This is a genomic window from Lysobacter sp., from assembly GCF_035655815.1.
Taxonomy (GTDB): Bacteria; Pseudomonadota; Gammaproteobacteria; order Xanthomonadales; family Xanthomonadaceae; genus Lysobacter_J.
Genome location: NZ_DASRTS010000061.1, coordinates 175,340 through 199,331, shown reverse-complemented (window position 1 = coordinate 199,331; position 23,992 = coordinate 175,340). Strand labels below are relative to the sequence as shown.

19 protein-coding genes are annotated in these 23,992 nt (G+C 68.0%); 8 read left to right on the top strand and 11 right to left on the bottom strand.

Features of this window, described 5'->3' with window-relative positions; all coding sequences use genetic code 11:
- Positions 1–283: 283 nt before the first annotated feature.
- From VFE83_RS16725 to VFE83_RS16705, 5 genes are all read right to left on the bottom strand, one after another.
- The gene (locus VFE83_RS16725; RefSeq protein ID WP_324908231.1) at positions 284–1,327 is read right to left on the bottom strand and encodes a L,D-transpeptidase; all 1,044 of its coding nucleotides are present in this window, start codon (positions 1,325–1,327) and stop codon (positions 284–286) included.
- Positions 1,328–1,454: 127 nt separating this feature from the next.
- Positions 1,455–2,186, bottom strand: a complete 732-nt coding sequence (locus tag VFE83_RS16720) for a murein L,D-transpeptidase catalytic domain family protein (RefSeq protein ID WP_324908261.1) — start codon at positions 2,184–2,186, stop codon at positions 1,455–1,457.
- A 1,322-nt stretch (positions 2,187–3,508) separates the two neighbouring features.
- Positions 3,509–5,332, bottom strand: coding sequence for a DUF885 domain-containing protein (locus VFE83_RS16715; protein WP_324908229.1), 1,824 nt, complete (start codon positions 5,330–5,332; stop codon positions 3,509–3,511).
- Between the two features lie 226 nt (positions 5,333–5,558).
- Positions 5,559–7,394, bottom strand: coding sequence for a DUF885 family protein (locus VFE83_RS16710; RefSeq protein WP_324908227.1), 1,836 nt, complete (start codon positions 7,392–7,394; stop codon positions 5,559–5,561).
- Positions 7,395–7,478: 84 nt separating this feature from the next.
- A complete protein-coding gene (locus VFE83_RS16705) occupies positions 7,479–8,393 on the bottom strand; it encodes a hypothetical protein (RefSeq protein WP_324908225.1) in 915 nt (304 codons plus the stop codon).
- Positions 8,394–8,537: 144 nt separating this feature from the next.
- Between VFE83_RS16705 and VFE83_RS16700 the strand changes: the two genes are divergently transcribed.
- A complete protein-coding gene (locus VFE83_RS16700) occupies positions 8,538–9,605 on the top strand; it encodes a sensor histidine kinase (RefSeq protein ID WP_324908223.1) in 1,068 nt (355 codons plus the stop codon).
- The gene (locus VFE83_RS16695; RefSeq protein WP_324908221.1) at positions 9,602–10,357 is read left to right on the top strand and encodes a LytR/AlgR family response regulator transcription factor; all 756 of its coding nucleotides are present in this window, start codon (positions 9,602–9,604) and stop codon (positions 10,355–10,357) included. The genes VFE83_RS16700 and VFE83_RS16695 overlap by 4 nt, the downstream gene beginning before the upstream one ends.
- Positions 10,358–10,360: 3 nt before the next feature.
- On the opposite strand, the gene VFE83_RS16690 is transcribed toward VFE83_RS16695, so the two are convergent.
- The 5 genes from VFE83_RS16690 to trxA form a co-directional block, all read right to left on the bottom strand.
- Positions 10,361–11,134: a queuosine precursor transporter gene (locus VFE83_RS16690; RefSeq protein ID WP_324908259.1), complete on the bottom strand. Its 774-nt coding sequence runs from the start codon at positions 11,132–11,134 to the stop codon at positions 10,361–10,363.
- 50 nt (positions 11,135–11,184) lie between these two features.
- Positions 11,185–11,874, bottom strand: coding sequence for a DUF502 domain-containing protein (locus VFE83_RS16685; protein WP_324908219.1), 690 nt, complete (start codon positions 11,872–11,874; stop codon positions 11,185–11,187).
- An 84-nt stretch (positions 11,875–11,958) separates the two neighbouring features.
- Entirely contained in the window at positions 11,959–13,965 is a 2,007-nt protein-coding gene (locus VFE83_RS16680; protein ID WP_324908217.1) for a bifunctional serine/threonine-protein kinase/formylglycine-generating enzyme family protein, read from the bottom strand.
- Between the two features lie 150 nt (positions 13,966–14,115).
- Complete coding sequence (locus VFE83_RS16675) at positions 14,116–14,577, bottom strand: DUF4442 domain-containing protein (protein ID WP_324908215.1); 462 nt, start codon at positions 14,575–14,577, stop codon at positions 14,116–14,118.
- A gap of 100 nt (positions 14,578–14,677) precedes the next feature.
- The gene (gene trxA, locus VFE83_RS16670; protein WP_324908213.1) at positions 14,678–15,550 is read right to left on the bottom strand and encodes a thioredoxin; all 873 of its coding nucleotides are present in this window, start codon (positions 15,548–15,550) and stop codon (positions 14,678–14,680) included.
- 90 nt (positions 15,551–15,640) lie between these two features.
- Between trxA and VFE83_RS16665 the strand changes: the two genes are divergently transcribed.
- Positions 15,641–16,243 carry a DUF998 domain-containing protein gene (locus tag VFE83_RS16665; RefSeq protein WP_324908211.1) on the top strand — a complete coding sequence of 201 codons (603 nt, stop codon included), beginning with the start codon at positions 15,641–15,643 and terminating at the stop codon, positions 16,241–16,243.
- A gap of 51 nt (positions 16,244–16,294) precedes the next feature.
- Here VFE83_RS16665 and VFE83_RS16660 read toward each other — a convergent pair whose 3' ends face one another.
- On the bottom strand, positions 16,295–17,605 hold the full coding sequence (locus tag VFE83_RS16660) for an amidohydrolase family protein (protein ID WP_324908209.1): 1,311 nt from the start codon (positions 17,603–17,605) through the stop codon (positions 16,295–16,297).
- A gap of 165 nt (positions 17,606–17,770) precedes the next feature.
- Between VFE83_RS16660 and leuS the strand changes: the two genes are divergently transcribed.
- From leuS to rsfS, 5 genes are all read left to right on the top strand, one after another.
- On the top strand, positions 17,771–20,521 hold the full coding sequence (leuS, locus tag VFE83_RS16655; protein WP_324908207.1) for a leucine--tRNA ligase: 2,751 nt from the start codon (positions 17,771–17,773) through the stop codon (positions 20,519–20,521).
- 370 nt (positions 20,522–20,891) lie between these two features.
- Positions 20,892–21,506: an LPS assembly lipoprotein LptE gene (gene lptE / locus VFE83_RS16650; RefSeq protein WP_324908205.1), complete on the top strand. Its 615-nt coding sequence runs from the start codon at positions 20,892–20,894 to the stop codon at positions 21,504–21,506.
- Positions 21,506–22,573, top strand: coding sequence for a DNA polymerase III subunit delta (gene holA / locus VFE83_RS16645; RefSeq protein ID WP_324908203.1), 1,068 nt, complete (start codon positions 21,506–21,508; stop codon positions 22,571–22,573). Before lptE ends, holA begins: the two co-directional genes overlap by 1 nt.
- Positions 22,574–22,586: 13 nt before the next feature.
- Positions 22,587–23,264, top strand: coding sequence for a nicotinate-nucleotide adenylyltransferase (nadD, locus tag VFE83_RS16640; protein ID WP_324908201.1), 678 nt, complete (start codon positions 22,587–22,589; stop codon positions 23,262–23,264).
- Between the two features lie 39 nt (positions 23,265–23,303).
- The gene (gene rsfS / locus VFE83_RS16635; protein ID WP_324908199.1) at positions 23,304–23,732 is read left to right on the top strand and encodes a ribosome silencing factor; all 429 of its coding nucleotides are present in this window, start codon (positions 23,304–23,306) and stop codon (positions 23,730–23,732) included.
- The last annotated feature ends 260 nt before the right edge of the window (positions 23,733–23,992 follow it).

Here is a 23,992-nt window from a genome sequence, read left to right as displayed (position 1 = left end):
GGGCAGTCGGATGCCTGCGCGAACCCACTGCGATGTCCTCGCGAACCCACCCGGGTGTCTGTTCGAACCCACCGCGGTGCCCGCGCGAACCCACTCGGGTGCCTGCTCGAACCCACTGCGATGCCCTCGCGAACCCATCGCGGTGCCCGCGCGAACCCACCCGGGTGCCTGGTCGAACCCACCGCGGTGCCTTCGCGAGCCCACCCGGGTGCCCGCTCGAACCCATCCGCATGCCCACGCGAACCCACCGAGGTGCTCGCGCGTGAGCGTGCAGGCCGCGGGATCAGGTTTCCGGCGGGTTGGAGTCCAGCACCTGCACGGGGGCGCCGCCGGTGGTCGCGTCGGTCATGCGTGCGTCGGTCACCAGCATCACCACGCCCGGCGTCAGCAGCGGCAGCACCGCGGCGACGAAGTCGTGCGGGATCACCACGCGGTCGATGGTCTCCGGCCCGAGCAGCTTGCCGGCATCGCCGGCGCGCCCGGGGATGCCGATGGTGCTCCAGTTGGGCATGCGCGTGCCCGGCAGAAGCGGGTTGTCGCCGGGCAGGTAGCCGTCCTTGACGATGTAGGCATGCGTGCCCAGCGGCTGTTCCGGATTGCGGATCACCACGCGCGAGCGGCCGATCTCGATGCCGTTGCGGAACACCACCAGGCGCTGGTCTGCGCCGCTGAGCAGCAGCGACACCGGCCCTTCGGTCGACAGCTCCGGACGCCAGCGGTACTTCTGCCCGTCGTCCAGCGGCGGAATGGCCGCTTCCGCGCCGGTGCGCGGGTCGACGGGGATCAGCGCGCCCGGATGCACGATGTCGACCGGCGACTTGCCTTCCTGTGACACCACCACGGTCATGCCCATGTTCGACGAGTCGAACAGCAGCCGCGCGAACTCCGAGGGCAGGTGCACGCAGCCGTGCGATTCCGGATAGCCGGGCAGGCCGCCCGCGTGCAGCGCCACGCCGCCCCAGGTGAGCCGCTGCATGTACGGCATGGGCGCGGCGTTGTAGATGCTGGAGCGGTGGTCCTTGTCCTTCTGCAGGATGGTGAACACCCCGGTCGGGGTCTCGTAGCCGCGCTTGCCGGTACTCACCGTGGTGACGCCGATGGGAAGGCCGTTGCGGTACACGTACGCGCGCTGCTCGGTCAGGCTGACCACCACGGCGATGGGCCCGGCCCGGTTGTCACCGCCCCAGATCCATTCGCCGGGCTTGAGCTGCGACGGCGGGGTATCGGCGGGACTGGACTGCCGCGCGCCCCAGAACGGCACGGCGGCTTGGGCGGGCAGGGCCAGCAACAACGACAGCAGGGCGGAAACCAGCAGCGGGTGCGACATCCGGTGTCTCTCGCAGGGGGATGTCCGCAGCCTAGTGCGGTGGGGTGGGGGAGGGAAGGTACTTCCGGGAGAGTGGTGTGTGCCGGTGCGCGCCGGGCGGGCGAAGCCCGCATGGACTTGCGAGACCTCAGCCCGCCCCATCCCGAGCGCCAGCCGCATGCCGCGCCAGCTTGGCGGCCGGGCAGTTGAGCAGGGCCGAGCGGGCCAGCCAGGCCTGGTCGGGGTAGTACGAGAACACGAACTGGCCGTCCTTGAGCAGGTCGATCATCGGCTTGGCGACGGCGCTACGGACTGCCGGGCAGCCCCAGCTGCGGCCGAGGCGCCCCATTGCCTTGCCGCGCGCCGGATCGACGTACGGGGCGCCGTGCATGACGATCGCGCGGGCCATCGCGGCGTCGTTGACGCCGGGTTCCAGGCCGCGCATGCGCAGCGAGTAGCCGTTGCGGCCGGTGTAGGTGTCCGCGGTGACGAACAGGCCCAGGCTGGACTGGTGGCTGCCGTCGCGGTTGGAGAAGCGGGTGGCGAGGTTGTCGCCCGAACCCTGGCCGTGAGCCACGACCTCCTCGTACAGCAGCTTGCCGGCGGTCAGGTCGAACACCCACAGGCGGGGCACCAGGGACGGACGGCTGTAGTCGATCACCGCCAGGCGGCTGGCAGTCGCACCGACGCCGCTGGCCTGCGCGCAGTGCATGGCCGAGACCGCCAGTTCGAGCACGCGCGGATCGGCCGCCGGGGCCAGGCGGGACAGCCAGCGCCCGCCGCCGCCGGTGGAGGCGGTCGGGGTCACGCTGGCGACCGGGCCGGTGGACGGGGCCACTTTCGCGGGGGCTGCGGTCGGCGACGGGGCCGCTGCAGGCATGCGGGCGCTCAGGCCGGGCGAGGCAGGGAGCAGGGCCGCCATCGCCAGCAGCAGGATACGGGGTCGGAACATCCGCCTATTCTCGTAAGGCATTGCTGAACCAAAGAATTTCGAGGTGGGTGGGGCGGATTTCAAGCGGTTGCGGGGGTGTCGCTCGCGTGGACGAGGGCTGTTCGACGCGGCTGCCTGCGTGGGATGACAGCGTCTGCTCCATCGCGTCGGCTTGAGCAGGAATGACGGTGGGCAGCGGGCGTATCGGCCAGGCCGCGCGCCGGCTCTGCGGAAAGCGGAATTGCGACTGCAACATGGATTCCCGCTTTCGCGGGAATGACGAGCATGGCGTAGGCGTTAGAGCCAGCCCGGCAAGCATGGAGCTGTCATCCCCGCGCAGGCGGGGATCCAAGGCAGGCTTCATCACGCTTGCCGGGGAGCGGAATCGTGTCTGAGAGCTGGATTCCCGCCTGCGCGGGAATGACGAGCATGGCGTATGCAGCCCTTAGGGCCAGCCCGGCAGGCAGTTTGTCATCCCCGCGGAGGCGGGGATCCAGGGACTTTTCACGCTTGATCGGGCGTCGCTCAGCATTGACGCCTTCAGCCGTTGCTCGTCATCCCGGCGAAAGCCGGGATCCATTTCGCCGTTGCTCGTGTTCGTCATCCCCGCGAAGGCGGGGATCCAACCCTGGCTTCATCATGCTTGCCGGGGGTGGAATCGGGTCTGTGAGCTGGATTCCCGCTTTCGCGGGAATGACGGTGGTGGGTGGGCGCGGGATGGGATACGCGAGATGCGAAAACGCGAAACGTAAAGGAGACGCGCCGCCATGCGGACAGAGGAGTGTCGTCTGCAACATGGATTCCCGCTTTCGCGGGAATGACGAGCATGGTGTGGGCAACCGTTAGAGCCAGCCCGGCATGGATGGACAGCTGTCATCCCCGCGAAGGCGGGGATCCAACCTTGGCTTCATCACGCTCGCCGGAGAGCGTGATCGGGTCTGTGAGCTGGATTCCCCGCCTGCGCGGGACGGGTAGGTTAAGCGGGAGATGGATTCCCGCCTTCGCGGGAATGACGGCGGTGGTGAAGCGCTGGGCTGGGGCCACACAACGTGCCAAAAGGCAAAAGCCAAAAGCCAAAAGCCAAAAGCCAAACGAAACGAGAAACGACAAACGCGACGGCCCTGCGCAATGCGAATGGCCACTGCAACATGGATTCCCGCCTTCGCGGGAATGACGGCGGTGGTGGTGGGGCAGCGTTGGCTCGCAAAAAAGAACAGGCCGGCAATCGCCGGCCTGTTCGGTACGCACAACGGAACCGCGGAGGAGTTCCGTCAGCCCTTCTTGCTGGCGATCCAGCGGTCGATCTTGGCTTCCAGCACGTCCAGCGGCACGGCGCCGTCCTTCAGCAGTTCGGCGTGGAACTCGCGGATGTCGAACTTGTCGCCCAGTTCCTTCTCGGCGCGGGCGCGCAGTTCCTTGATCTTCAGCTCGCCGATCTTGTACGCCAGCGCCTGACCCGGCCACGCGATGTAACGCTCGGCCTCCGCCACGGCGGTGGTGTCGCTGACCGCCGAGTTTTCCTTCATGTAGGCGATGACCTGGTCGCGGCTCCAGCCCTTGCTGTGCAGGCCGGTGTCGGTGACCAGGCGGATGGCGCGCCACAGCTCGTTCTGCAGGTAGCCGAAGTAGCTGTACGGATCGGTGTACACGCCCAGCGCCTTGCCCAGCGACTCGGCGTACAGGCCCCAGCCTTCGGCGAACGCGCTCTGGATGCTCCAGCGGCGGAAGGCCGGCAGGTCCTTCAGCTCGATCTGCGTGGCGATCTGGAAGTGGTGGCCCGGGATGGCCTCGTGCAGGTACAGGTCTTCCGCGTCCCAGATCTTGCGCGACGGCAGGTCGTAGGTGTTGACGTAGAAGATGCCCGGGCGCGTGCCGTCCTCGCTCGGCGGGTAGTACTGGCCACCCGGACCGGACTTGGCGCGGAACGGCTCGATCGGGCGGATCTCGAACGGCGACTTGGGAATCAGCGAGAACTGCTCGGGGATCTTCTGGTTGATCTTGTCTTCCAGCGCGCGGTAGTACTTGAGCAGTTCGTCCTCGCTCTTGAACTCGAACTTCTTGTCCGTCTCCACGTACTTGAAGAAGTCCTGCAGCGTGCCCTTGAAGCCGACTTCGGCCATCACCTTCTGCATTTCGCCGTGGATGCGCGCGACCTCGTCCAGGCCGATCTGGTGGATCTGCGCCGGCGTCAGTTCGGTGGTGGTGCTCTGCTTGGCGTTGAAGGCGTACCACGCCTGGCCGTTGGGCAGCTTGTCCAGGCCGAAGGTGTCGCGCGTCCTGGGCAGATACTCGTCGTTGACGAAGGCGCGCAGCTTCTTGTACGCCGGCATCAGCTGCTCGCCGATGAGCTTGCGGTACTCATCGGTCAGGCGCTTCCGGTCGGCATCGCTGAAGTCCTTGGGCATGTTGGTGATGGGGCCCCAGAACAGCGTGTCTTCCGGCTTGTCCTTGATCAGCGCATCGAGCTGCGGCACCACCTTTTCCATCAGCACGCGCGGCTGCACGACGCCGGCCGCAATGCCCTGCTTCATGTTGGCGATCTCGGTGTCGAACAGCACCGGGATGCGCGCGCCGCGCTTGAGCCAGTTGTCGTAGTCCTGCACGGTCTTGAACGGCTGTGCGCCGGTGCCGGAGCCGAACTGCACCGCCAGCGAGGCGGTGCTGTCCATCTGATTGACCGGCACCATCCAGCCCGGGAACTGGAACGACTCGATGTTGTCGCGCGCGTCGCGGGTGAAGATCTCGTAGTTCAGCAGGTCCTGTCCGGCGAGGCCTTCGGAACCGATGGCTTCGGCCCTGGCCAGCCAGTCCTGGAGGAACTTCTTGGACTCGTCGCGATACTGCTGCGAACCGAAGTCCGGCAGCTCAGCGTTGTAGCGCGTGTCGCCGGTGTAGGTGGCCAGCACCGGGTTGTGCTTGAGGTAGGCCTCCCAGAAGTCGGCGTAGAGCTTGTTGAGCTGGTCGGCCTTGGCCTGCGCGTTCTGCGTGGCGGCGGGCTTGGTATCGGCGGTGGCGGCGGTGTCGCCGGCCGGCTTTGAGCAGCCGGCGACGGCGGCGGTAATGGCAAGGGCGAGCAGAAGCGGGCGGAACTTCATGGAGTTCTCCTGTGGGTGTGCATTCTTCGGTCGCTGGTGCGGGAAGACCGAAGAGGGTAAGGCGGGAGTACGTACAAACAAAATGCAGGGAGCCTCAACTCCCTTCCCTGCGGGCAGGGGAGGGTTGGGGAGGGGTTGAGAGCCGCATTGCGGCGAGCCTCGGCGCTGGCGCGCCTCGTACCCCCTCCCAACCTCCCCCTGCAGGCAGGGGGAGGAGCAACCGCGATCAGCCCTTCTTCGACGCGATCCAGCGGTCGATCTTCTCGTCGAGGATCTCCAGCGGCACGGAGCCGTCCTTCAACACCTCGGCGTGGAATTCGCGGATGTCGAACTTCGGTCCCAGCACCTTCTCGGCGCGGGCTCGGACTTCCTTGATCTTCAACTCGCCCATCTTGTACGCCAGCGCCTGGCCGGGAATGGCCATGTAGCGTTCGGCCTCGGCCGTGGCCTGCGTTTCGCTTTCGGCGGAGTTTTCGAGCATGTACGCGATCACCTGTTCGCGGGTCCAGCCCTTGCTGTGCAGGCCGGTGTCCACCACCAGGCGGATGGCGCGCCACAGCTCGTTCTGCAGGTAGCCGAAGTAGTTGTACGGATCGGTGTAAACGCCCAGGTCCTTGCCCAGCGATTCGGCGTACAGGCCCCAGCCTTCGCTGAAGGCGATCTCGCGGCCGAAGCGGCGGAACGTCGGCAGGTTGGTCAGTTCCTGCTGCAGGGCAAGCTGGAAGTGATGGCCTGGAATGGCCTCATGCAGGTACAGGTCTTCCGCGTCCCAGGTCTTGCGCGTGGGCAGGTCGTAGGTGTTGACGTAGAAGATGCCCGGACGCGAACCGTCCTGGCTGGGGCGCATGTACGAACCGCCGGCCGCGGACTGCGCACGGAACGCTTCCACCGGACGGATCTCGAATGCGGCCTTCGGGATCAGCGAGAACTGCTCCGGGATCTTCTGGTTGATCTTTGCTTCCAGGCCGCGATAGTGCGCGAGCAGTTCATCCTCGGTCTTGAACGAGAAGCGCGGGTCGGTCTGCATGAACTTGAAGAAGTCCTGCATCGAACCCTTGAAGCCCACCTGCTTCATCACGCCGCGGATCTCGCCGTGGATGCGCTTCACCTCGTCCAGGCCGATCTGGTGGATCTGCGCGGGCGTCAGGTTGGTGGTGGTGGAACTGCGCGCGTTGTAGGCGTACCACGCCGCGCCGTTGGGCAACGCGTCCAGGCCGGAGGTGGTGCGCGTCTTCGGCAGGTATTCGTTGGCGACGAAATCGCGCAGTTCGCGATAGGCCGGCATCAGCTGGCCTTCGATCAGCTGCTTGTACTGCGTGGTGAGGCGCTGCCTGTCCGCGTCGCTGAAATCGGCCGGGAAGTTCTTGATCGGGCCCCAGAACAGCGTGTCCTCGGCCTTGTCCTTGATCAGCGCGTCCAGCTGCGGGATCACCTTCACCATCAGCGCGCGCGGCTGCACCACGCCGTTCTTCATGCCTTCGCGCGAATTGGCGATGGACTGTTCGAAGATCGCGGGCGCCTGCGAGGCGCGCTTGAGCCAGTTGTCGTAGTCCTTGACCGTCTTGAACGGCTGCGCGCCGGTGCCGGAGCCCAGCTGCACGAAGGTCGCGGCGAAGTTGTAGAACTGGTTGATCGGCTGCTGCCAGGCCGGGTACTTCTCCTCCTCCAGCGAATCCTCGCGGTTGCGCACGAAGATCTCGTAGCTCAGCAGGTCCTGCCCGGCCAGGCCGTCGCTGCCGATGTCCTTGACGGTCTTCAGCCAGCGCGTGTCGAACTCGTGCATCTGCTGGCGGAACTGCGCCGACATCATGTTGGGCAGCTGGTCGTTGTAGCGGTTGTCGCCCTGGAACGTCGCCTGCAGCGGATTGAGCTTCAGCAGTTCGTCCCAGTACTGCTCGTACAGCGCGTTGAGCCGCTGCGCCTTGGCGGACTGCGATGCGCTCGTGCCCTGCGCCGGAGCGGCCGCGACGGCGGGCAGCGCCAGCGTGGCGGTGAAGGCGAGGGCGATGGCCAGCGGCAGGCGCAGACGGGCGGGAGCGTGGGAACGCGCGGATTCGGACATGGACGGAACCGGTGATGGCGGACGATCCCGAAGGCTCGCCCGCCCACCCCGGGCCGGCATGGGCCGAAGGTCATGCGGCCCGAGTCAGTCGTCCAGGTCCGGCAATCTCAGGCGCGTGTAGTAGAAATCGCTGGGCTTGCCGATGTCGCGCGCGTAGAACAGCAAGCCGTGGTCCCACAGCACGGTGGGATGGAACTCGTCCCAGGCGGTGTTCACGCACGGGCCTAGATTCTGCGCCGGCGTGAACCGGCCGCCGCGCAGCCGGCTGACGTACAGGTCGCCGAAGCCGTAGCCCAGGTCGGGTAGTGGATCGCCGGGAAAGTCGAGGCGCGTGAACAGCAGCGTGCGGCCGTCGGGCGAGATCTCCGGATTGAACTCCCAGCGCTCGGTGCTGTTGACGCCGGCGTCGAGCGGCTCCGCCTGTGCGTAGCGGCCGTCGGGCAGGCGCCGCGCTCGGTAGATGTTCCACTCGCCGGTACGGTCGCTGCCGAAGTACAGGTTTCCGTGGCGGTCGGTGCTGGCGTAGAGCTCGTCGCCGGCGCTGTTGACCGCTGCGCCCAGGTGCTCCGGCTCGCTCCAGCCGCGCCACGTGCGCTGCACGCGCCACAGGTCCATCTTCCCGGCGCTGCCGCCGGACGTCGGGCGCTCGGACGAGAACACCAGGGTGCGGCCGTCGGGCGAGACGTGCGGGTCCATATCGCTGTACACGCCCGAGAACGACGCCACTTCCGGCTCACTCCAGCCCCACGGCCACCAGTGCGAGGTCAGGATGGTGGCGCGCTCGCGCGTGCCCGGCCACCAGCCCGTCGTGGTGGACCAGTACGAACGCAGCCGCGTCGGCGCGAAGCTCAAGCGCCATTCCCAGCGCTCGGTGGAGATGGTGCCTTCGGCGTACTTCTGCACCACCGGGCACTGCTCCAGGGCATCGCCGGCATGGAGGGGGAGGGAGAACAGGCCGGCGATGAGTGCGCCCACGGCGCGGTTGCTATGGCGTGACATGACGGGCTCCTTCCGTTGGGGACGCGCCTACTGTCGTCACGCGGTGACGCCGTGCGCGACGCGTGGGACGAATGCGGCGGATCGCGGGACGAAACGCCGGCCTGCGATTGCAAGCGCGACGATGCGGGTCCAGCATCCCGGTCCATGCGCAACCGACCGCTGCTGCTGTGCCTGCTGGTGCTGGCCTGGTGGACCCTCAATGGCCTGGTCTGGACAGGCCAGGTGCTGAACATGCGCGAGGCCACCGGCCAGGCGCTGGATGCGTTGCAGGTGCTGCGCTTGGAACTGGCCAGCGCGTGGCTGTGGGTGCCGATCACGTTGGGCCTTTTCTGGGGCGTGGAGCGGTTTCCGATCGAACGCGGTCGCGTATTGCGAGCGCTGGCGGCGCAGGCCGCCGCGGTAGCGGCGGTGATCATGGTGCGCGCGGTGGCGGTGGTCGTGTTCAACGACTGGATCGGCTGGTACGCGCGGCTACCGTCGTTCGGATCGGTGCTGGCGACCAGTGTGCTCAACAACCTGCTGATGGGCTGGATGATCGTCGGCGTCGCGCATGCGCTCGTCTATGCCGAGCGCGCGCAGCGACGCGAACGGCAGGCAATGGAGCTGCAGTCGCGGCTGGTGCACGCCCGGCTGGAAGCGCTGTCGGCGCAGCTCAACCCACACTTCCTGTTCAACGCGCTCAACTCCATCGCCGAGATGGTGCATCGCGACGCGGAGGCCGCCGACCGGATGCTCGTCGACCTGGGCGCACTGCTGCGCCACAGCTTGGGCGCCTCGCAGAGCCAAGAAGTCGCGCTGCGCGAGGAACTGGTCGCGCTGGACCATTACCTGGGCATCGAAAAGATGCGCCTGGGCGAACGCTTGCGGGTGCAGTGGGGAATCGACTCGGCTTCGCTGGACGCGCGCGTACCGCACCTGGTGCTGCAGCCGCTGGTGGAGAATGCGATCCAGCACGCCATCGCCACGCGCTCCACGCCCGGCGAAGTGTCCGTGCGCGCCGGACGCAATCGCGACCGGCTGATCCTGGAAGTGCGCGACGACGGTGGGCCGCGCCGGGCGCCGGCGGGATCCGGCATTGGCCTGAGCAACACACGTGCGCGGCTGGCGTGCCTCTACGGCGCGGACCATCTGCTGGAGATCGTCGCGCTGGTGACCGGCGGCACGCTGGTGCGGCTGGATTTGCCGTATCGCGCCGCGGGAGTGCCCGCATGACCTCGCGGCTGCGCGCACTGGTGGCCGACGACGAGGCGATGTCGCGCGCGCGCCTGTGCCGTCTGCTAGGACAGTGCGGCGACGTGGACATCGTTGCCGAGTGCGCCGATGGGGACGAAGCCGTGGCGGCAATCCGTCGCCTGCGTCCGCAGGTGGCATTCCTGGACGTGCGCATGCCGGAGCTAAACGGATTCGGCGTGCTGGAGTCGTTGCCGCCCGCGTTGCGTCCGGTCGCGGTGTTCGTCACCGCGCATGCCGACCACGCACTGCGCGCGTTCGAAGCGGATGCCGCCGACTACCTGCTCAAGCCGTACTCGGCCGAACGCCTGCGCGACGCGCTCGCTCGCGTGCGCCGCGAGCTGGGCATGGTGCGCGAGTCGATCGCCGATGCGCACGCGCCTGACGGCTACGCCGAGCGCCTGGCCGTGCCGGTCGGTGCGCGCCTGCAGTTGCTGCCGGTGGACGGCATCGACTGCGTGCTGGCGCAGTCGAACTACGTCGAGCTGTGCGTGGGCGAACAGCGCTATCGGCTGCGCGACACGATGGCGGCGATCGAAGCGCGGCTGGATCCGCGCCGCTTCGTCCGCGTGCATCGTTCGCGACTGGTGCGGCTGCAGGCCATCCGCGACGTCGAACTGATGGAAGCCGGGCGCTACGTGATCCGCCTGCACAACGGACTGCGGGTGGGCAGCGGCGCGAGTTATCGCGACCGCGTGCGGGCTGCGCTGGGGCTGGGCAGCGCGCTGCCCTGAGGCCTACGCCGCAGCCTGCTCGCGCAACTGGCGCGCACGCGCTTCGCCCAGATACGCGGTGATGCCGGCGCGGACCAGGTAGATCAGCGGGATCAGCGCGATCGCCGCCAGCATCTTGTACGCGTAGTTGACCGTGCTGACCGCCAGGAACAGCGATGTCGGCCACTTCTGCGGACCCAGCACGAAGGCGATGTACAGCACCACGAAGCTGTCGACCAGTTGCGAGATCGCCGTGGAGCCGGTGGCGCGTAGCCACACGTGCTTCTCGCCGGTGACGCTGCGGATGCGGTGGAACACCGCGACGTCGATCAGCTGGCCGATGATGAAGGCCACCAGCGAGCCGGCGATGGTCCACAGTCCCTGCCCGAAGATCGCCGCGAACGCGGCCTGGTAATCCGGCACGCCCTGCGCCTGCGCGGCCGTCACCCACCAGCCCGCGGGCGCCAGCGAGATCGCGGCGAAGGCGAACACGAAGCCGTACACGATCAGGCCCGCGGCCAGCCACGAGATCATGCGCACGCCGCGGCGGCCGAAGAACTCGTTGATCACGTCGGTCATCAGGAACACCACCGGCCACAGCAGTGTGCCGGCTGTGAAGCTGAGTGAGCCGGTTTGGCCGAACAGGTTCCACTGCAGCGGCGCGATGCCCAGCGTGTCTTCCAGCGCGAAGATCTTGACGCCGATGAACTCAGCCAGCACTGCGTTCGCGCAGAAGAACGCGCTAAGCACGATGAACAGACGCAGCGCCCGATCGTCGAGCGTGCGCGCGGTGGTCAGGACGGTTTCGCTCACGTGCTTTCCCTGTGCGCGGTGCGAAGTGGAGGTCGTTACGGCGTGCTGCTGCTGCCGGGCGGCGAGAACGGAATCGTATCGGGCGACACCGCGCCGCCGGAGATGATGAAGCTCATCGCCTGGTCCACGCTCCAGTCTGTCGGCGTGATCTTCTCCACCGGCACGATCTCCAGGTAACCCGACGTGGGATTGGGCGTGGTGGGCACGTACACCGCGGCGAGTTCGCGCCCGGTGCCGTGTTCGCGGATCACGCGCGTGACAAAGCCAATCGACTTCATTTCGGTGTGCGGGAAGTCCACCAGCACCACGCGCTGAGTGCCGTCGGGCTTGGTCTGCAGGATGTCGAGCAGCTGGCGCGCGCTGCTGTAGACGATGCTGGCCAGCGGGATGCGCTGGATGAGCGCCTCGAACCAGCGCAGCAGGCGCTGGCCGATCACGCGGCGCGCCATCACGCCGGTGAACAGGATCACCGCGATGGTGGCCAGCAGCGCAAGCACCGTACGCACCCACGGCTCATCCACCCATCCCATCTGCGGATAGCTGGACGCGAGGTTTTCGAGCACCGGCGTGATGAACGGCTGGCTGATGTCGGACAGCAGCACGAACACGAACTTGACCACGACCCAGGTCAGCCAGATCGGCAACAGGGTCAACAGGCCGGTGAGGAACAGCCGCTGCAGGCTGGGACGTGCCGGCTGGGCCGGCGAGGGGGAGGCGGGGGACATGGGCGGATTGTATTGGCGTGGCAAGCGATTGCGCGGCATATCCGTGCGATCCGCCCAATGCTGACGGGGGGATGGCCGGGACGATCAGCGCTCGCGCACCAGGCGGAAGCCGACGTCGTCGTATCCGCGCGAGGCAAGCAGGGTGCGCTGCGCGTCGCGGCTGCGCCAGGATTGTCCGTTCACCTGGCGCTGCTGGCAGTTGCGGCCGCAGTCGCGCAGCCACATCGACAGGGGGCGACCATCGACTTCGGCGGACAACTGGCCGACTTCCTCGGCGCTCGGCAGCCGGTAGCGACGGCCGGTCTGCGCGCTGTACCACTGCGCATACGCCTGCGCGTCTTCCAGCGACACGCACACCACCGGATCGTTCTCGGCCTGCTGGAAGCCGGGTGCCTGCCAGTCTCGCGGATCCAGCATGCGCAGCAGCGAGGCGCGTTCGCGGCACAGCGCCGGCGCGCGGCCGTTGGCGGCGGCGAAGCGCGCGTATTCGCGACGACTCACCGGACGCGGGGTAAGCGCGACGCTGATCTTGGCGCTGGCCTGCGAGGCGGCGTCGATGGTGGCGCCGCGCGCCAGGCCCTTGGGCAGCGACTTGGCCTGCGCGATCAGGCGCGGGTCGAGTTTGCGCGGCAGCTTCAGCTGGTCGGCCAGTGCGGTGACGCGCTGGACATCGGCTCCGTCGCGCTGGCGCACCGCCTGCTGCAGGCGCGCGTCGAGGGCGTTTCCGGTCTGCTCGCGCAACTGCAGCTGGGCCTTGGAACCAGCGGTCCCGGTCTGCTGGCCGAGCGCGATCACGCGCGACGACAGCTCGACCGCCTGCGCGTCCTTGCCGTCCTTCACCGCGCGCACGATCTGCTCGGAGAAAGCGGTGGTGAGTTCGTCGATCGCCTTGGCGACGTCCGGATGCGTGCTGTCGGTGTGCCAGGCCAGCAATACGCTGTCGAGCGCGTTGGCTTCCTTCGGTTCGGTCAGGCGGCCACGCGCGATCTGCTGGCGGGCGTCCTGCAGCGCGCGCTGCAGCGGCGCCTCTGGCAACGGCTGCAGCATCGCGGCCGTGGGATCGGACACCGCCGTGGCGTCCGGCGTTGCTGTCGCCAGGACCGAGGCGGGCGGTGTTGGGCGCTCCTCGTCGCGGCCCAGGCTGAAGGCGAGCACGACCAGCGTCACCGCGGTCACGCCGAGAGCGGCCCAGATCGGCTTGGCCCAGCGCTGCGACGGCCGCAACTGATGCAGGACTTCCAGCGCCGGCGACCACGGCTTGCGCTGCTGCACGCCGCGGATCGCGTCGGCCATCTGCGCGGCGTCCTGGAAACGGTGCGCGGCCTGCTTCGACAGCGCGCGGTTCATGAAGCGCTGCCAGTGGGCCAGGTGCTGCGGCAACTTCGGGATCGGGTCCTGCGCGTGCATCACGGCCATCGACAGCGCATCGGCCGCTTCGAATGGCAGTCGCCCGGTCAGCATTTCCCACAACAGCACGCCAAGGCTGTAGAGGTCCGCACGGCCGTCGACATCCTCACCGCGCGCCTGTTCGGGCGCCATGTACGCGGTGCTGCCCACGGCCAGGCCGGCGGCGGTCACGCGTGGACCGAAGCCGCGGCGCAGCGCGATGCCGAAGTCGGCCAGCAACACGCGTTCGCTTTCGTCGAAGAGGACGTTCTCGGCCTTGACGTCGCGATGCACGACGCCGCGCGAGTGCGCGTATTCCAGCGCGGACAGCAGCGTCAGCGCGATCTCGACCGCGCGCGGCTCATTGCGGCTGAGGTCGCGCTGGCCGAGGTGGCCGCGCGGCAGGTACGGCATCGCGTAATAGGGCAGGCCGTCCATCGTGCGGCCGACCTCGTAGATGCCGACGATGTTGGGATGTTCCAGGCGCGCGATCGTGCGCACTTCGTTCTCGAAGCGGCGACGGCTCACTTCGTCCGCCAGCGCAAGCGGCAGCATCACCTTGATCGCGACTTCGCGCGACAACGCGATCTGGTGGCCCAGATACACGGTCGACATGCCGCCATGGTTGATCACCTTGTGCAGGCGATACCCATGGATTTCCGGCAATGGCGATGCGTTGTCGTTGTTGGATGCAGACCCGGACATCGCGGCCCCCTGTCGCGAAGAGGGAGCATACGCCGACTGAGAAGAAACCTCACGACGTCTTCATCACATCGCGCACGTAATTGCGTTCGTGAGCTTCATGTGATGACGCGCAGGGTCAGTATTTGCCGGATTTGGCCCGTTTTCCAGCGATCAGGTCGCATTCCGGTGCGCGGGTTTGCGCCGCACGTAAAGCTGCTTGCGGACGCGCGCGACGATGTCGCCCTCCGCATCGGTGATGTCGGTATCGAACCAGCGCAGTGCCTTGTCGCCATTGGCGGTGGCGGTGCGCAGCTCCTCGAGCACCGCATCGTCCAGGTCGAAGCGCGCGGTGACGGTGCCGCGTCCGGGTTTGACGAACTCGATCTCGCCGGCCTTGTCCCAGACCCAGTATTCCGGGCCGAGCACCTTCATCGCCAGCAGCATCCAGAACGGGTCGGTCATCGCGAACAGGCTGCCGCCGAAGTGCGTGCCGACGTAGTTGCGGTTCCACGGGCGCATGCGCAGCTCTACCCGGGCGTGGCGGTAGTCGTCGGTCAGGGTGGCGACGCGGATGCCGCTGAACAGGAACGGCGGCCAGAGGTTCAGGCCGAGGCGCAGGTGGCTGGCTTTCATGGGCAAGGCAGGCGGATGGGCCGCCAAGCCTGCCATACGGATGCGTACTGATCAAAGGCGGGCCGGCCCCCGCCGGATCTCGAGCGGGACAAGCCCGGCGTCAGAACAGCAGCGACGACATCTTGCGGCGATAGCGGCCGACCAGGTCCTCGTCCTCGATCACGCGGAAGGCATCGATCAGGGCCTTGCGGGGCAGGCCGTCGGCGTAGGTGCGGTCGCGGCGCAGCATCTCCAGGAACTGCTCAAGGCCCGCCTCGCTGTCGCCGCCGACGATGCGGTGCGCACCCAGCAGGTGCCGCGCGCGCAGGTCGTCGGGATTGCTGGCGATGGCGGCCTCCAGCACTTCCGGCGGCGGCGCGTCGTTCAGCAGCGTGGCGAAGCCCAGGCGCGAACGCGCGCGCAGTGCGCGTTCGTCGGTCGCCAGGTTGGCGGGCAGGGCGTCGAGCAGCTGTTCGGCCTCGACGGCCGCCCCGGTGCGAAGCAGGGCGAGCGCCAGGTCCAGCTTGAGCTCGGCGTTGTCGGGGGCGGCGTCCGACTCATGGCGCAGGCGCACCACCTCGGCGTGCGGATCGGCCGGAGGCGCGACCACCTCGGCTTCCGGCTCGGGTTCGGCGGCCGCCGGTTCGATGCCGTGGTGTTTGAGGAACTCGCGCAGTTGGCCCTCGGGCAGGGCGCCCGGGAAGCCGTCCACCAGTTGCCCGTCCTTCACCAGGAACACGGTCGGGATGGACCGCACCTGGAACGCGCCGGCCAGCTGCGGTTCCTTGTCCACGTCGATCTTGGCCAGGCGGAATGCGCCGTGGTAGTCGGCGGCCAGCTTCTCGAGGATGGGACCCAGCGTCTTGCAGGGTCCGCACCACTCGGCCCAGAAATCCACCAGCACCGGCGTCTGCATGGATTTCTGCAGGACTTCGGTCTCGAAGTTGTCGGTGGTGGCATCGAAGACGTGGGCGGAGGCGGTATCGGCGGTCATCGGTGGGGCTCGTTCGTCGGTGCGCTGGAAATGGGGGCGCGCGGCGCGCGGGGCAAGCGCGTGCGGAGCCGGTCACGCTAGCATGCCGGCATGAACCGCTCTCCCGCGCTCGTTTCCTTCGACCGTCACGCCGGCTGGCTGGCCGCGCTGTGCTGCGTGCTCGCGGTGTTGGGGTTCGCCGCCGCCCTGCCGGACTTCTCGCACCGGCAGCACCCGCCGGCGTTGCTGGGCGCGCACGGGATTCCGCATGCGCTGGCGTTCAACCTGCTTGCGTTCGTGGTGCCCGGGCTGCTGGCGGCATGGCTCTACGCCCGCCTGCGCGACCGCTTGCCGCCGCATGCGGGCCGGCGCGCGGCCGTTGGCGCCTGGATGCTGGTGATCAGCGCGCTGGCGTTCGCGGCACAGGGCCTGTGGCCGCTGGACCCGGCGGAACTGGACGGCGCGATCAGCCAGCGGCACACCGCCGCCTGGTTGCTGTGGTGGCTGGCGTTCGCGCCCGGTGCACTGCTGCTCGGCGCCGGCCTGTACCGGCGGGCCCCGTCGCGCGGTGTGGCGATCGCGTTTCTCGCCGCTGGCGCGTTGACGGTGCTGTTGAACCTGCTTCCGACTTCGTGGCTGCCGGGGCCCATCGCGCAGCGCCTGGTGATGCTGCTGTGGCTGGCCTGTCTGGCGATGGCGTCACGCGTGCGCTGATGCCGGGTCTGCGTCGCGGCGGCGCCAGCCAGCCGCGACGCAATGTGGTCCTCAGGCCTCCGGGCTGCGGTAGACCTTGCCGTCCTTCATCACGAAATCGACCTTCATCACCTGCTGGATGTCTTCCAGCGGATTGCCCGGCACGGCGACGATGTCGGCGCGCTTGCCGGCTTCGATCACGCCTTGGTCGTCCACGCCAAGCACTTCCGCCGCGCGGATGGTGGCTGCCTGGAACGCGACCGACGCGGGAATGCCCGCCTCGACCATGTAGATGAACTCGCGCGCGTTGTCGCCGTGCGGGCCCACGCCCATGTCCGTGCCGAAGGCGATTTTCACGCCGTTCTTGTACGCGTTGCCGGCGGTCTGCTGGATCAGCGCGCCGATGCGCTGCGCCTTCGGGCGCACGACGTCCGGGAAGTAGCCGTCGATCTTGGCCTTGTCGGCGACGAAACGGCCGGCGTAGATGGTCGGCACGTACCAGGTGCCGTGCTGCTTCATGAGCTTCATCACGTCGTCGCTCATGTAGGTGCCGTGCTCGATCGACGTCACGCCGCCGAGCACCGCGCGCTTCATGCCTTCCTCGCCATGCGCATGCGCGGCGACGCGGTAGCCGTAGTCCTTGGCGGTATCGACGATCGCCTTCACTTCGTCGACGGTGAACTGCGGCGCATCGCCCGACTTGGCATATGACAGCACGCCGCCTGTTGCGGTGATCTTGATGACGTCGCTGCCTTCCTTGTAGCGCTGGCGCACGGCCTGGCGGGCATCGTCGATGGAGTTGATCACGCCCTCGGTCGGACCGGGCGGGCCGATCAGGTGCGAGAGCGCGTCGTTGTAGCCGTTGGTGGGATCGGCATGGCCGCCGGTGGTGGCGATGGACTTGCCGGCCGCCCAGATGCGCGGGCCGTCGACCAGCCCCTGGTTGATCGCATCGCGCAGGTGCGGGCTCACCTCGCCGCCGAGGTCGCGCACGCTGGTGAAGCCGGCCAGCAACGTCTTCTTCGCAAAGCCCACGGAGCGGAACGCGAAATCCACGTCATCCAGGCGGAAGCCTTCCGAATAGCTCTGCGGGCTGGACTCGCTGCCCAGGTGCACGTGCAGGTCGGTCCAGCCGGGCATGCAGGTGTGGCCGCTCAGGTCCACGCGTGTCGCGCCGCCAACGTCGGTAGCCGGGCCGTCGACGACGCGCTCGATGCGGCCCTGGCGGACGATCAGCGTTTTCGGTCCGGCCAGTTTGCCGGAACGGGCGTCGAACACCTGTCCGCACTGCAGCGCCTGCGGCGCGGCCGCGGCGGTTTCGGCGGCGTGGACGGAAACACTGGCCAGCGTAGCCAGCGCGGCAAGACTGAGCGGTTTGAGCACGTGCGAACTCCCCTTGGGTCGATCCCCTGGAACGCCGGATTGAAACACAGCCCCGGGGCGCGTCTACGCGACCTTCGGCGCAGAACGGGGCACGCGCGGCCCGCGTGGCGGCCGATGTTGCGCTGCGGTAGGCTTGACGGTCTTTCCCCGACGTACCCAACCGCCGTGTCCGCCGAAGCCGCAACCGAAACCCGCCCCTACGACCCGCAAGCCATCGAGGCCGATGCGCAGCGCTTCTGGGAGGGCACGCGCGCCTTCGAAGTGGTCGAGGACACGAACCGGCCGAAGTACTACTGCCTGTCGATGCTGCCGTACCCGTCGGGTGCGCTGCACATGGGCCATGTGCGCAACTACACCATCGGCGACGTCATCAGCCGCTACAAGCGCATGACCGGCCACAACGTGCTGCAGCCGATGGGCTGGGACGCGTTCGGCCTGCCCGCCGAGAACGCGGCGATCAAGAACAAGACCGCGCCGGCCAAGTGGACCTACGCCAACATCGCGCACATGAAGGCGCAGCTGAAGCAGATGGGCTACGCGATCGACTGGTCGCGCGAGTTCGCCACCTGCCAGCCGTCGTACTACGTGCACGAGCAGCGCATGTTCGTGCGCCTGATGAAGCAGGGCCTGGCGTACCGCAAGAATTCGGTCGTCAACTGGGACCCGGTCGACCAGACCGTGCTGGCCAACGAGCAGGTGATCGACGGCCGCGGCTGGCGCACCGGCGCGCTGGTTGAAAAGCGCGAGATCCCGCAGTGGTTCCTCAAGATCACCGACTACGCACAGGAACTGCTGGACGGACTGGATGCGCTGCCGGGCTGGCCGGACGCGGTCAAGACCATGCAGCGCAACTGGATCGGCCGCAGCGAAGGCCTGGAAATCCGCTTCGACGTGGTCGACGCCGACGGCAACGCGGTCGAGCCGCTGCACGTGTTCACCACACGTCCGGACACACTGATGGGCGTGACCTTCGTGTCGATCGCCGCCGAGCATCCGCTGGCGCAGCACGCCGCGCAGGGTGACTCGCAGCTGGCCGATTTCATCGCCGACCTGCGCAAGGGCGGCGTGTCCGAGGCCGAGCTGGAAACGCAGAAAAAGCGCGGCATGGACACCGGCCTGCGCGCCATCCATCCAATCACCGGCGAGCAGGTGCCGGTGTTCGTCGCCAACTTCGTGCTGATGGGTTACGGCACCGGCGCGGTAATGGCGGTGCCCGGCCATGACGAGCGCGACTGGGAGTTCGCCCGCAAGTACGCGCTGCCGATCCGCATGGTGATCGTGCCCACGCACATCCGCGATGCACTTGCCGAGATCGGCCAGCACCTGTCGCGGCACGACGACCCGATGCGCAGCGCGCTGGGCGAGGCGCCGTCGGTGGACGTGTACGAGACCTCGGCCGCGGTGCAGGTGGTGGAGGAGTTCGAACGCCGCATCGCCGAGGAGGGCGCGTACACCGAACGCGGCTGGCTGGTGAATTCCGGCGAGTTCGATGGCATGGACTTCCAGCAGGCGCTCGATGCGCTGGCCACGCGTTTCGAAGCCGACGGCCGCGGCCAGCGCCGCGTGAATTACCGGCTGCGCGATTGGGGCGTGAGCCGCCAGCGTTACTGGGGCTGCCCGATCCCGGTCATCCTGTGCCCGACGTGCGGCGACGTGCCGGTGCCGGAAGACCAGCTGCCGGTGGTTCTGCCGGAAGACGTGGCGTTCTCGGGTGTGACCTCGCCGATCAAGTCCGATCCGCAGTGGCGCAAGACGAACTGCCCACAGTGCGGTGGCGCGGCCGAGCGCGAGACCGACACCTTCGACACCTTCATGGAGTCGAGCTGGTACTACGCGCGCTACACCTCGCCGGGCGCGGACCAGCAGGTCGACGAGCGCGCGAAGTACTGGACGCCGGTCGACCAGTACATCGGCGGCATCGAGCACGCGATCCTGCACCTGCTGTATTTCCGCTTCTACCACAAGCTCATGCGCGACCAGGGGCTGGTGAACAGCGACGAGCCGGCGATCAACCTGCTCACGCAGGGCATGGTTATCGCCGAGACGTTCTATCGCGAGAACGGCGACGGCTCGAAGGACTGGATCAATCCGGCCGACGTGGAAGTGATCCGCGACGAGCGCGGGCGCATCACTGGCGCGACGCTCAAGGCCGATGGCCAGCCGGTGACGATCGGCGGCACCGAGAAGATGTCGAAGTCGAAGAACAACGGCGTCGACCCGCAGCTCATGGTCGGCAAGTACGGCGCCGACACGGTGCGCCTGTTCTCGATGTTCGCCGCACCGCCGGAGCAGTCTCTGGAGTGGAACGAGGCCGGCGTGGAAGGCATGGCACGCTTCCTGCGCCGCTTCTGGCGTGAAGTGGTCACGCATGCCTCGCAGCCGGATCATCCGGAAGTCGACGCCGCGCAGCTCGATGCCGCGCAGAAGACGCTGCGCCGCCAGCTGCATGAGACGATCCAGAAGGTGGGCGACGACTACGGCCGCCGCCACAGCTTCAACACCGCCATCGCGGCGTTGATGGAGCTGCTCAACCACGTGTCGAAGTTCGACGACATGAGCGACCAGGGCCGCGCCGTGCGCCACGAAGCCCTGCAGGCGATGGTGCTGCTGCTCAACCCGGTCACGCCGCACGTGAGCCACACGCTGTGGCAGGCGTTGGGCCATGCCGAGACCCTGCTGGAGGACGTGCCGTTCCCGGTGGCCGATCCGGCCGCGTTGCAGCGCGATTCGGTGACGCTGGCGGTGCAGGTCAACGGCAAGCTGCGCGGCACCATCGAGGTGCCCGTCAACGTTTCGAAGGAAGAAGCCGAGCGCCTCGCCCTGGCCGAACCCAACGTGGCGCAGTACGTGGCCGGCCAGACCGTGCGCAAGGTGATCGTGGTGCCGGGGAAGATCGTCAACATCGTCGCCGCGTGAGTCGTTCTTCCCGCGCGGGCGGGAATCCGAGGATCCGGTAAGTCACGCCCTTCCTCCGCCGTGATACGCGGACAGTTGGATCCCGCCTTCGCGGGGATGACGACGGGGGCATGGCCTGCGTTGGGCAGCCACAGACCGATGATCGACTGGCCAAGTCTCCGGTCGCCAAAGCCGTCATTCCCGCGCAGGCGAGATCCAACCATCCGGTGCGCCACGCCTTCCATCGGTCGTCATGCCGACGCAGTGCCGTTCCGTCCTTCGGCACGAGCGAGCCGACGCTCGCCGATGGGCGCATCCGCTCAGCCTACCCGCTGAACGCGTTGACGCCTCCTCTATTGCTGCCCTCGCGCGCCTCGTCCAGACTCTTCCCATGATCCTTCGCCTCCTGAAACGTGCGGCCCCCGTCGCCCTGGTCCTGGCCCTCTCGGCCTGTGGCTTCCATCTGCGCAACGCCCTCGTGCTGCCGGCCGACATGGAACCGGTGCGCGTGGTGTCCGTGGATCGTTACAGTCCGCTCGCCGATTCGCTGCAGCAGGCCATGGTGCGCGCCGGTGCCACCGCAGCGACCGAGGAGACACAGGACGCGACCGTGCTCGACCTGGTGGCCGAGCAGTGGGGCGATCGTCCGATCAGCCTGGACGAACTGGGCCGTGCGCAGGAGTTCTCGCTGCGCTACGCGGTGACCTTCGAGCTGCGCCGCAGCGACGGAACCATCCTGGTGCCGCGCCAGACCATCGAACTGGCGCGCGACTACGTGTCGAACCCGGTGCAGGCCATCGGCACCGAGGGCGAACGCGAGATCCTGCAGGGCGAAATGCGCCGCGAGATGGTCGCCTCGGTGCTGCGTCGCCTCGATGCCGTCGCGCGTCGCGCCAGTGCGCCGGCCGCTGCCGCCCCGACCGCGGCACCGCAGACCGGCGACGTCGCCGTGCCCGCATCAGCCTCGCCGGAGCAGGGCGCGTCCGGGCAGACCACGCCGCGCTGATGGAACTGCGTCCGGAGCAGCTGGTCGCTCAACTTGGCCTGGACCGGCCGGAGCCTGCGGCACTGCGTCCGGCTTACCTGATCGCCGGGCCCGAGCCGCTGCGCGTGCTCGAAGCCGCCGACGCCGTGCGCGCTGCCGCGCGGCGTGCGGGATTCACCGAGCGCGAAGTCTTCGAAGCCGAAGGCAACCAGCGCGAACCCGACTGGAACGGGCTGTCGGCCAGTTTCCGTGCGCCGAGCCTGTTCGCCAGCCGACGCCTCGTGGAAGTGCGCCTGCCCAGCGGCAAGCCGGGCAAGGAAGGCGCCGAGGTCATCAGCGATTTCTGTGCCGACCCGCCGCACGACGTGACGCTGCTCATCACCGCTGGCGAGTGGAGCAAGCAGCACGGCGGCAAGTGGAGCGAGGCGATCGGCCGTATCGGACAGGTCGCCATCGCCTGGGCGATCAAGCCGCACGAGCTTCCCGACTGGATCGAACGCCGCCTGCGCGCGCGCGGACTGCGTGCCGATCACGAAGCCGTGCAGGCGCTCGCCGATCGTGTCGAGGGAAATCTGCTGGCCGCCGCGCAGGAAATCGAGAAGCTGGCGTTGCTGTCCGACGGCCAGACCCTCGACAACACGCGCATGACCGAACTGGTGGCCGATGCCGCGCGCTTCGACGTGTTCCGCCTGGTGGACGTGGCGATGAACGGACAGGGTGCGCAGGTCTCGCGAATGCTGGCCGGGTTGCGTGCGGAAGGCGAGGCGGTGCCGGGCCTGCTCGGCATGATCGTGCTGGAACTGCAGCGCGCCGCCGCGCTGGCCCGGGTACAGGAACGCGGTGGCAACCTAGCCTCGGAATTCAAGGCGCAGCGGATCTGGGAATCCAAGCAGCCCATGTACCGCCGCGCGCTGCAGCGTCACGCCGCGCCGCGCTGGGATGCGTTCGTGGCCGAAGCCGGCCGCGTCGACCGCATCGCCAAGGGCCGCGTGCGCATCGGTGAAGAACCCGCCGACGCATGGCTGGCGCTGGAGAGGCTCCTTCTGGCCGTGGCCGAGCCGCGCGCGACGCGGTTGCTGGCGGGATGACGTCGCGGGCGCGATGACACTGCGCGTCTACTACGGCGGAACCTTCGATCCGGTGCATGCCGGGCATCTCTCCGTCGCGCGCGAAGTGCGCGACGCGCTCGACGCCGTGGTGTACTTCGTTCCGGCAGCGGATCCACCGCACAAGGACCTGACCCACGCCGACGCGAACGCCCGCGCGCGCATGCTCGACCTGGCGACGGCCGGCGAACGCAACCTCAAGGTCGACCGGCGCGAACTGCGACGCCAGGGTCCGTCCTATACGGTGGACACGTTGCGCGAACTGCGAGCGGAACTCGGCAGCGAGACACCGCTGGTGTGGATGATCGGTGGCGACTCGTTGCTGCAGTTGCATACCTGGAACCGCTGGCGCGAGCTCTTCGCCCTGGCGCATGTGCTGGTGGTGGCGCGGCCGGGATCGCACCTGGAGCCGACGGCTGTCGCGACGCGCGCGCCCGAGGTCGAAGCGGAGATCGGCCCGCGCCGCCTCGAGGCCTCGCGACTGGCGCAGACGCCGGCAGGCGGGCTGGCGGTCTTCGCCCTGCAACGCGAGCGGTCCGAATCGTCGACCGACCTGCGTCACCGCATCGCCGAAGGCGATTCATGGCAGGAAGGCGTCCCTCCAGCGGTCGCGGAGTACATCCGCCGCCACGGCCTGTACCTCGTCCGGGGCGTCACGCCGGCTTCGTTATAATCCACAGGCATCCCTGTTCAGCCCGAGAGTCGCCACCCCTTGAGTACCGAAGCGCAAGTCATCAAGACCCGCCTGCCCAACCCGCCGCCGCCGGTGGACGCCCTGCTGAAGACCGTGCACGCGGCAGTCGAGGAACTCAAGGCCCGCGACGTCACGGAAATCGACGTGCGAGGCAAGAGCAGCGTCACCGACTACATGGTGATTGCGTCCGGCACGTCCACGCGCCACGTGAAGTCCATCGCCGACGAGGTGGTCAAGTTCGCCAAGAATCTCGACGTCCAGCCATTGGGCGTGGAAGGCGAGCGCGAGGCCGAATGGGTACTGGTGGACCTGGGCGACGTGGTGGTTCACGTCATGCTGCCGCGCGTGCGCGAGTTCTACGCGCTCGAGCGCCTGTGGACCGTGGGCGACCAGCCCCCGAGTGCGGACGACGATGAGCTGGAGACGGACGCCGAAGAGCGGCTTTGATGCATTGCATCGGCTGAAGCGAACGACGGCGCCCGGTGGGCGCCGTTTGTTTCTGCACTAATAGGGTGGTGCGCATGACACCCGCTGGCACTACGGTTGACGTCGGTTTCCGCGGCTCCGACTTCTGACTCTTCCATCGTCTCGCCGAAAGCCCGGATCCATTGCTATCGCTCTCGCTCGTCATTCCCGCGAAGGCGGGAATCCATGGACTTTTGGCTCCTTCCAGTTGCCTGTGAGCAGGGAGCCGCCAAGCTCCCACC

Excerpts from the sequence above, each read along its gene's own strand:
- trxA (WP_324908213.1), bottom strand. The coding sequence starts at position 15,550 with ATGACCGCCGATACCGCCTCCGCCCACGTCTTCGATGCCACCACCGAC.
- VFE83_RS16725 (WP_324908231.1), bottom strand. The coding sequence starts at position 1,327 with ATGTCGCACCCGCTGCTGGTTTCCGCCCTGCTGTCGTTGTTGCTGGCC.
- VFE83_RS16720 (WP_324908261.1), bottom strand. The coding sequence starts at position 2,186 with ATGCCTGCAGCGGCCCCGTCGCCGACCGCAGCCCCCGCGAAAGTGGCC.
- VFE83_RS16680 (WP_324908217.1), bottom strand. The coding sequence starts at position 13,965 with ATGTCCGGGTCTGCATCCAACAACGACAACGCATCGCCATTGCCGGAA.
- VFE83_RS16700 (WP_324908223.1), top strand. The coding sequence starts at position 8,538 with ATGCGCAACCGACCGCTGCTGCTGTGCCTGCTGGTGCTGGCCTGGTGG.
- VFE83_RS16705 (WP_324908225.1), bottom strand. The coding sequence starts at position 8,393 with ATGTCACGCCATAGCAACCGCGCCGTGGGCGCACTCATCGCCGGCCTG.
- VFE83_RS16715 (WP_324908229.1), bottom strand. The coding sequence starts at position 5,332 with ATGAAGTTCCGCCCGCTTCTGCTCGCCCTTGCCATTACCGCCGCCGTC.
- VFE83_RS16710 (WP_324908227.1), bottom strand. The coding sequence starts at position 7,394 with ATGTCCGAATCCGCGCGTTCCCACGCTCCCGCCCGTCTGCGCCTGCCG.
- VFE83_RS16665 (WP_324908211.1), top strand. The coding sequence starts at position 15,641 with ATGAACCGCTCTCCCGCGCTCGTTTCCTTCGACCGTCACGCCGGCTGG.
- lptE (WP_324908205.1), top strand. The coding sequence starts at position 20,892 with ATGATCCTTCGCCTCCTGAAACGTGCGGCCCCCGTCGCCCTGGTCCTG.
- VFE83_RS16695 (WP_324908221.1), top strand. The coding sequence starts at position 9,602 with ATGACCTCGCGGCTGCGCGCACTGGTGGCCGACGACGAGGCGATGTCG.
- VFE83_RS16675 (WP_324908215.1), bottom strand. The coding sequence starts at position 14,577 with ATGAAAGCCAGCCACCTGCGCCTCGGCCTGAACCTCTGGCCGCCGTTC.
- holA (WP_324908203.1), top strand. The coding sequence starts at position 21,506 with ATGGAACTGCGTCCGGAGCAGCTGGTCGCTCAACTTGGCCTGGACCGG.
- nadD (WP_324908201.1), top strand. The coding sequence starts at position 22,587 with ATGACACTGCGCGTCTACTACGGCGGAACCTTCGATCCGGTGCATGCC.
- VFE83_RS16685 (WP_324908219.1), bottom strand. The coding sequence starts at position 11,874 with ATGTCCCCCGCCTCCCCCTCGCCGGCCCAGCCGGCACGTCCCAGCCTG.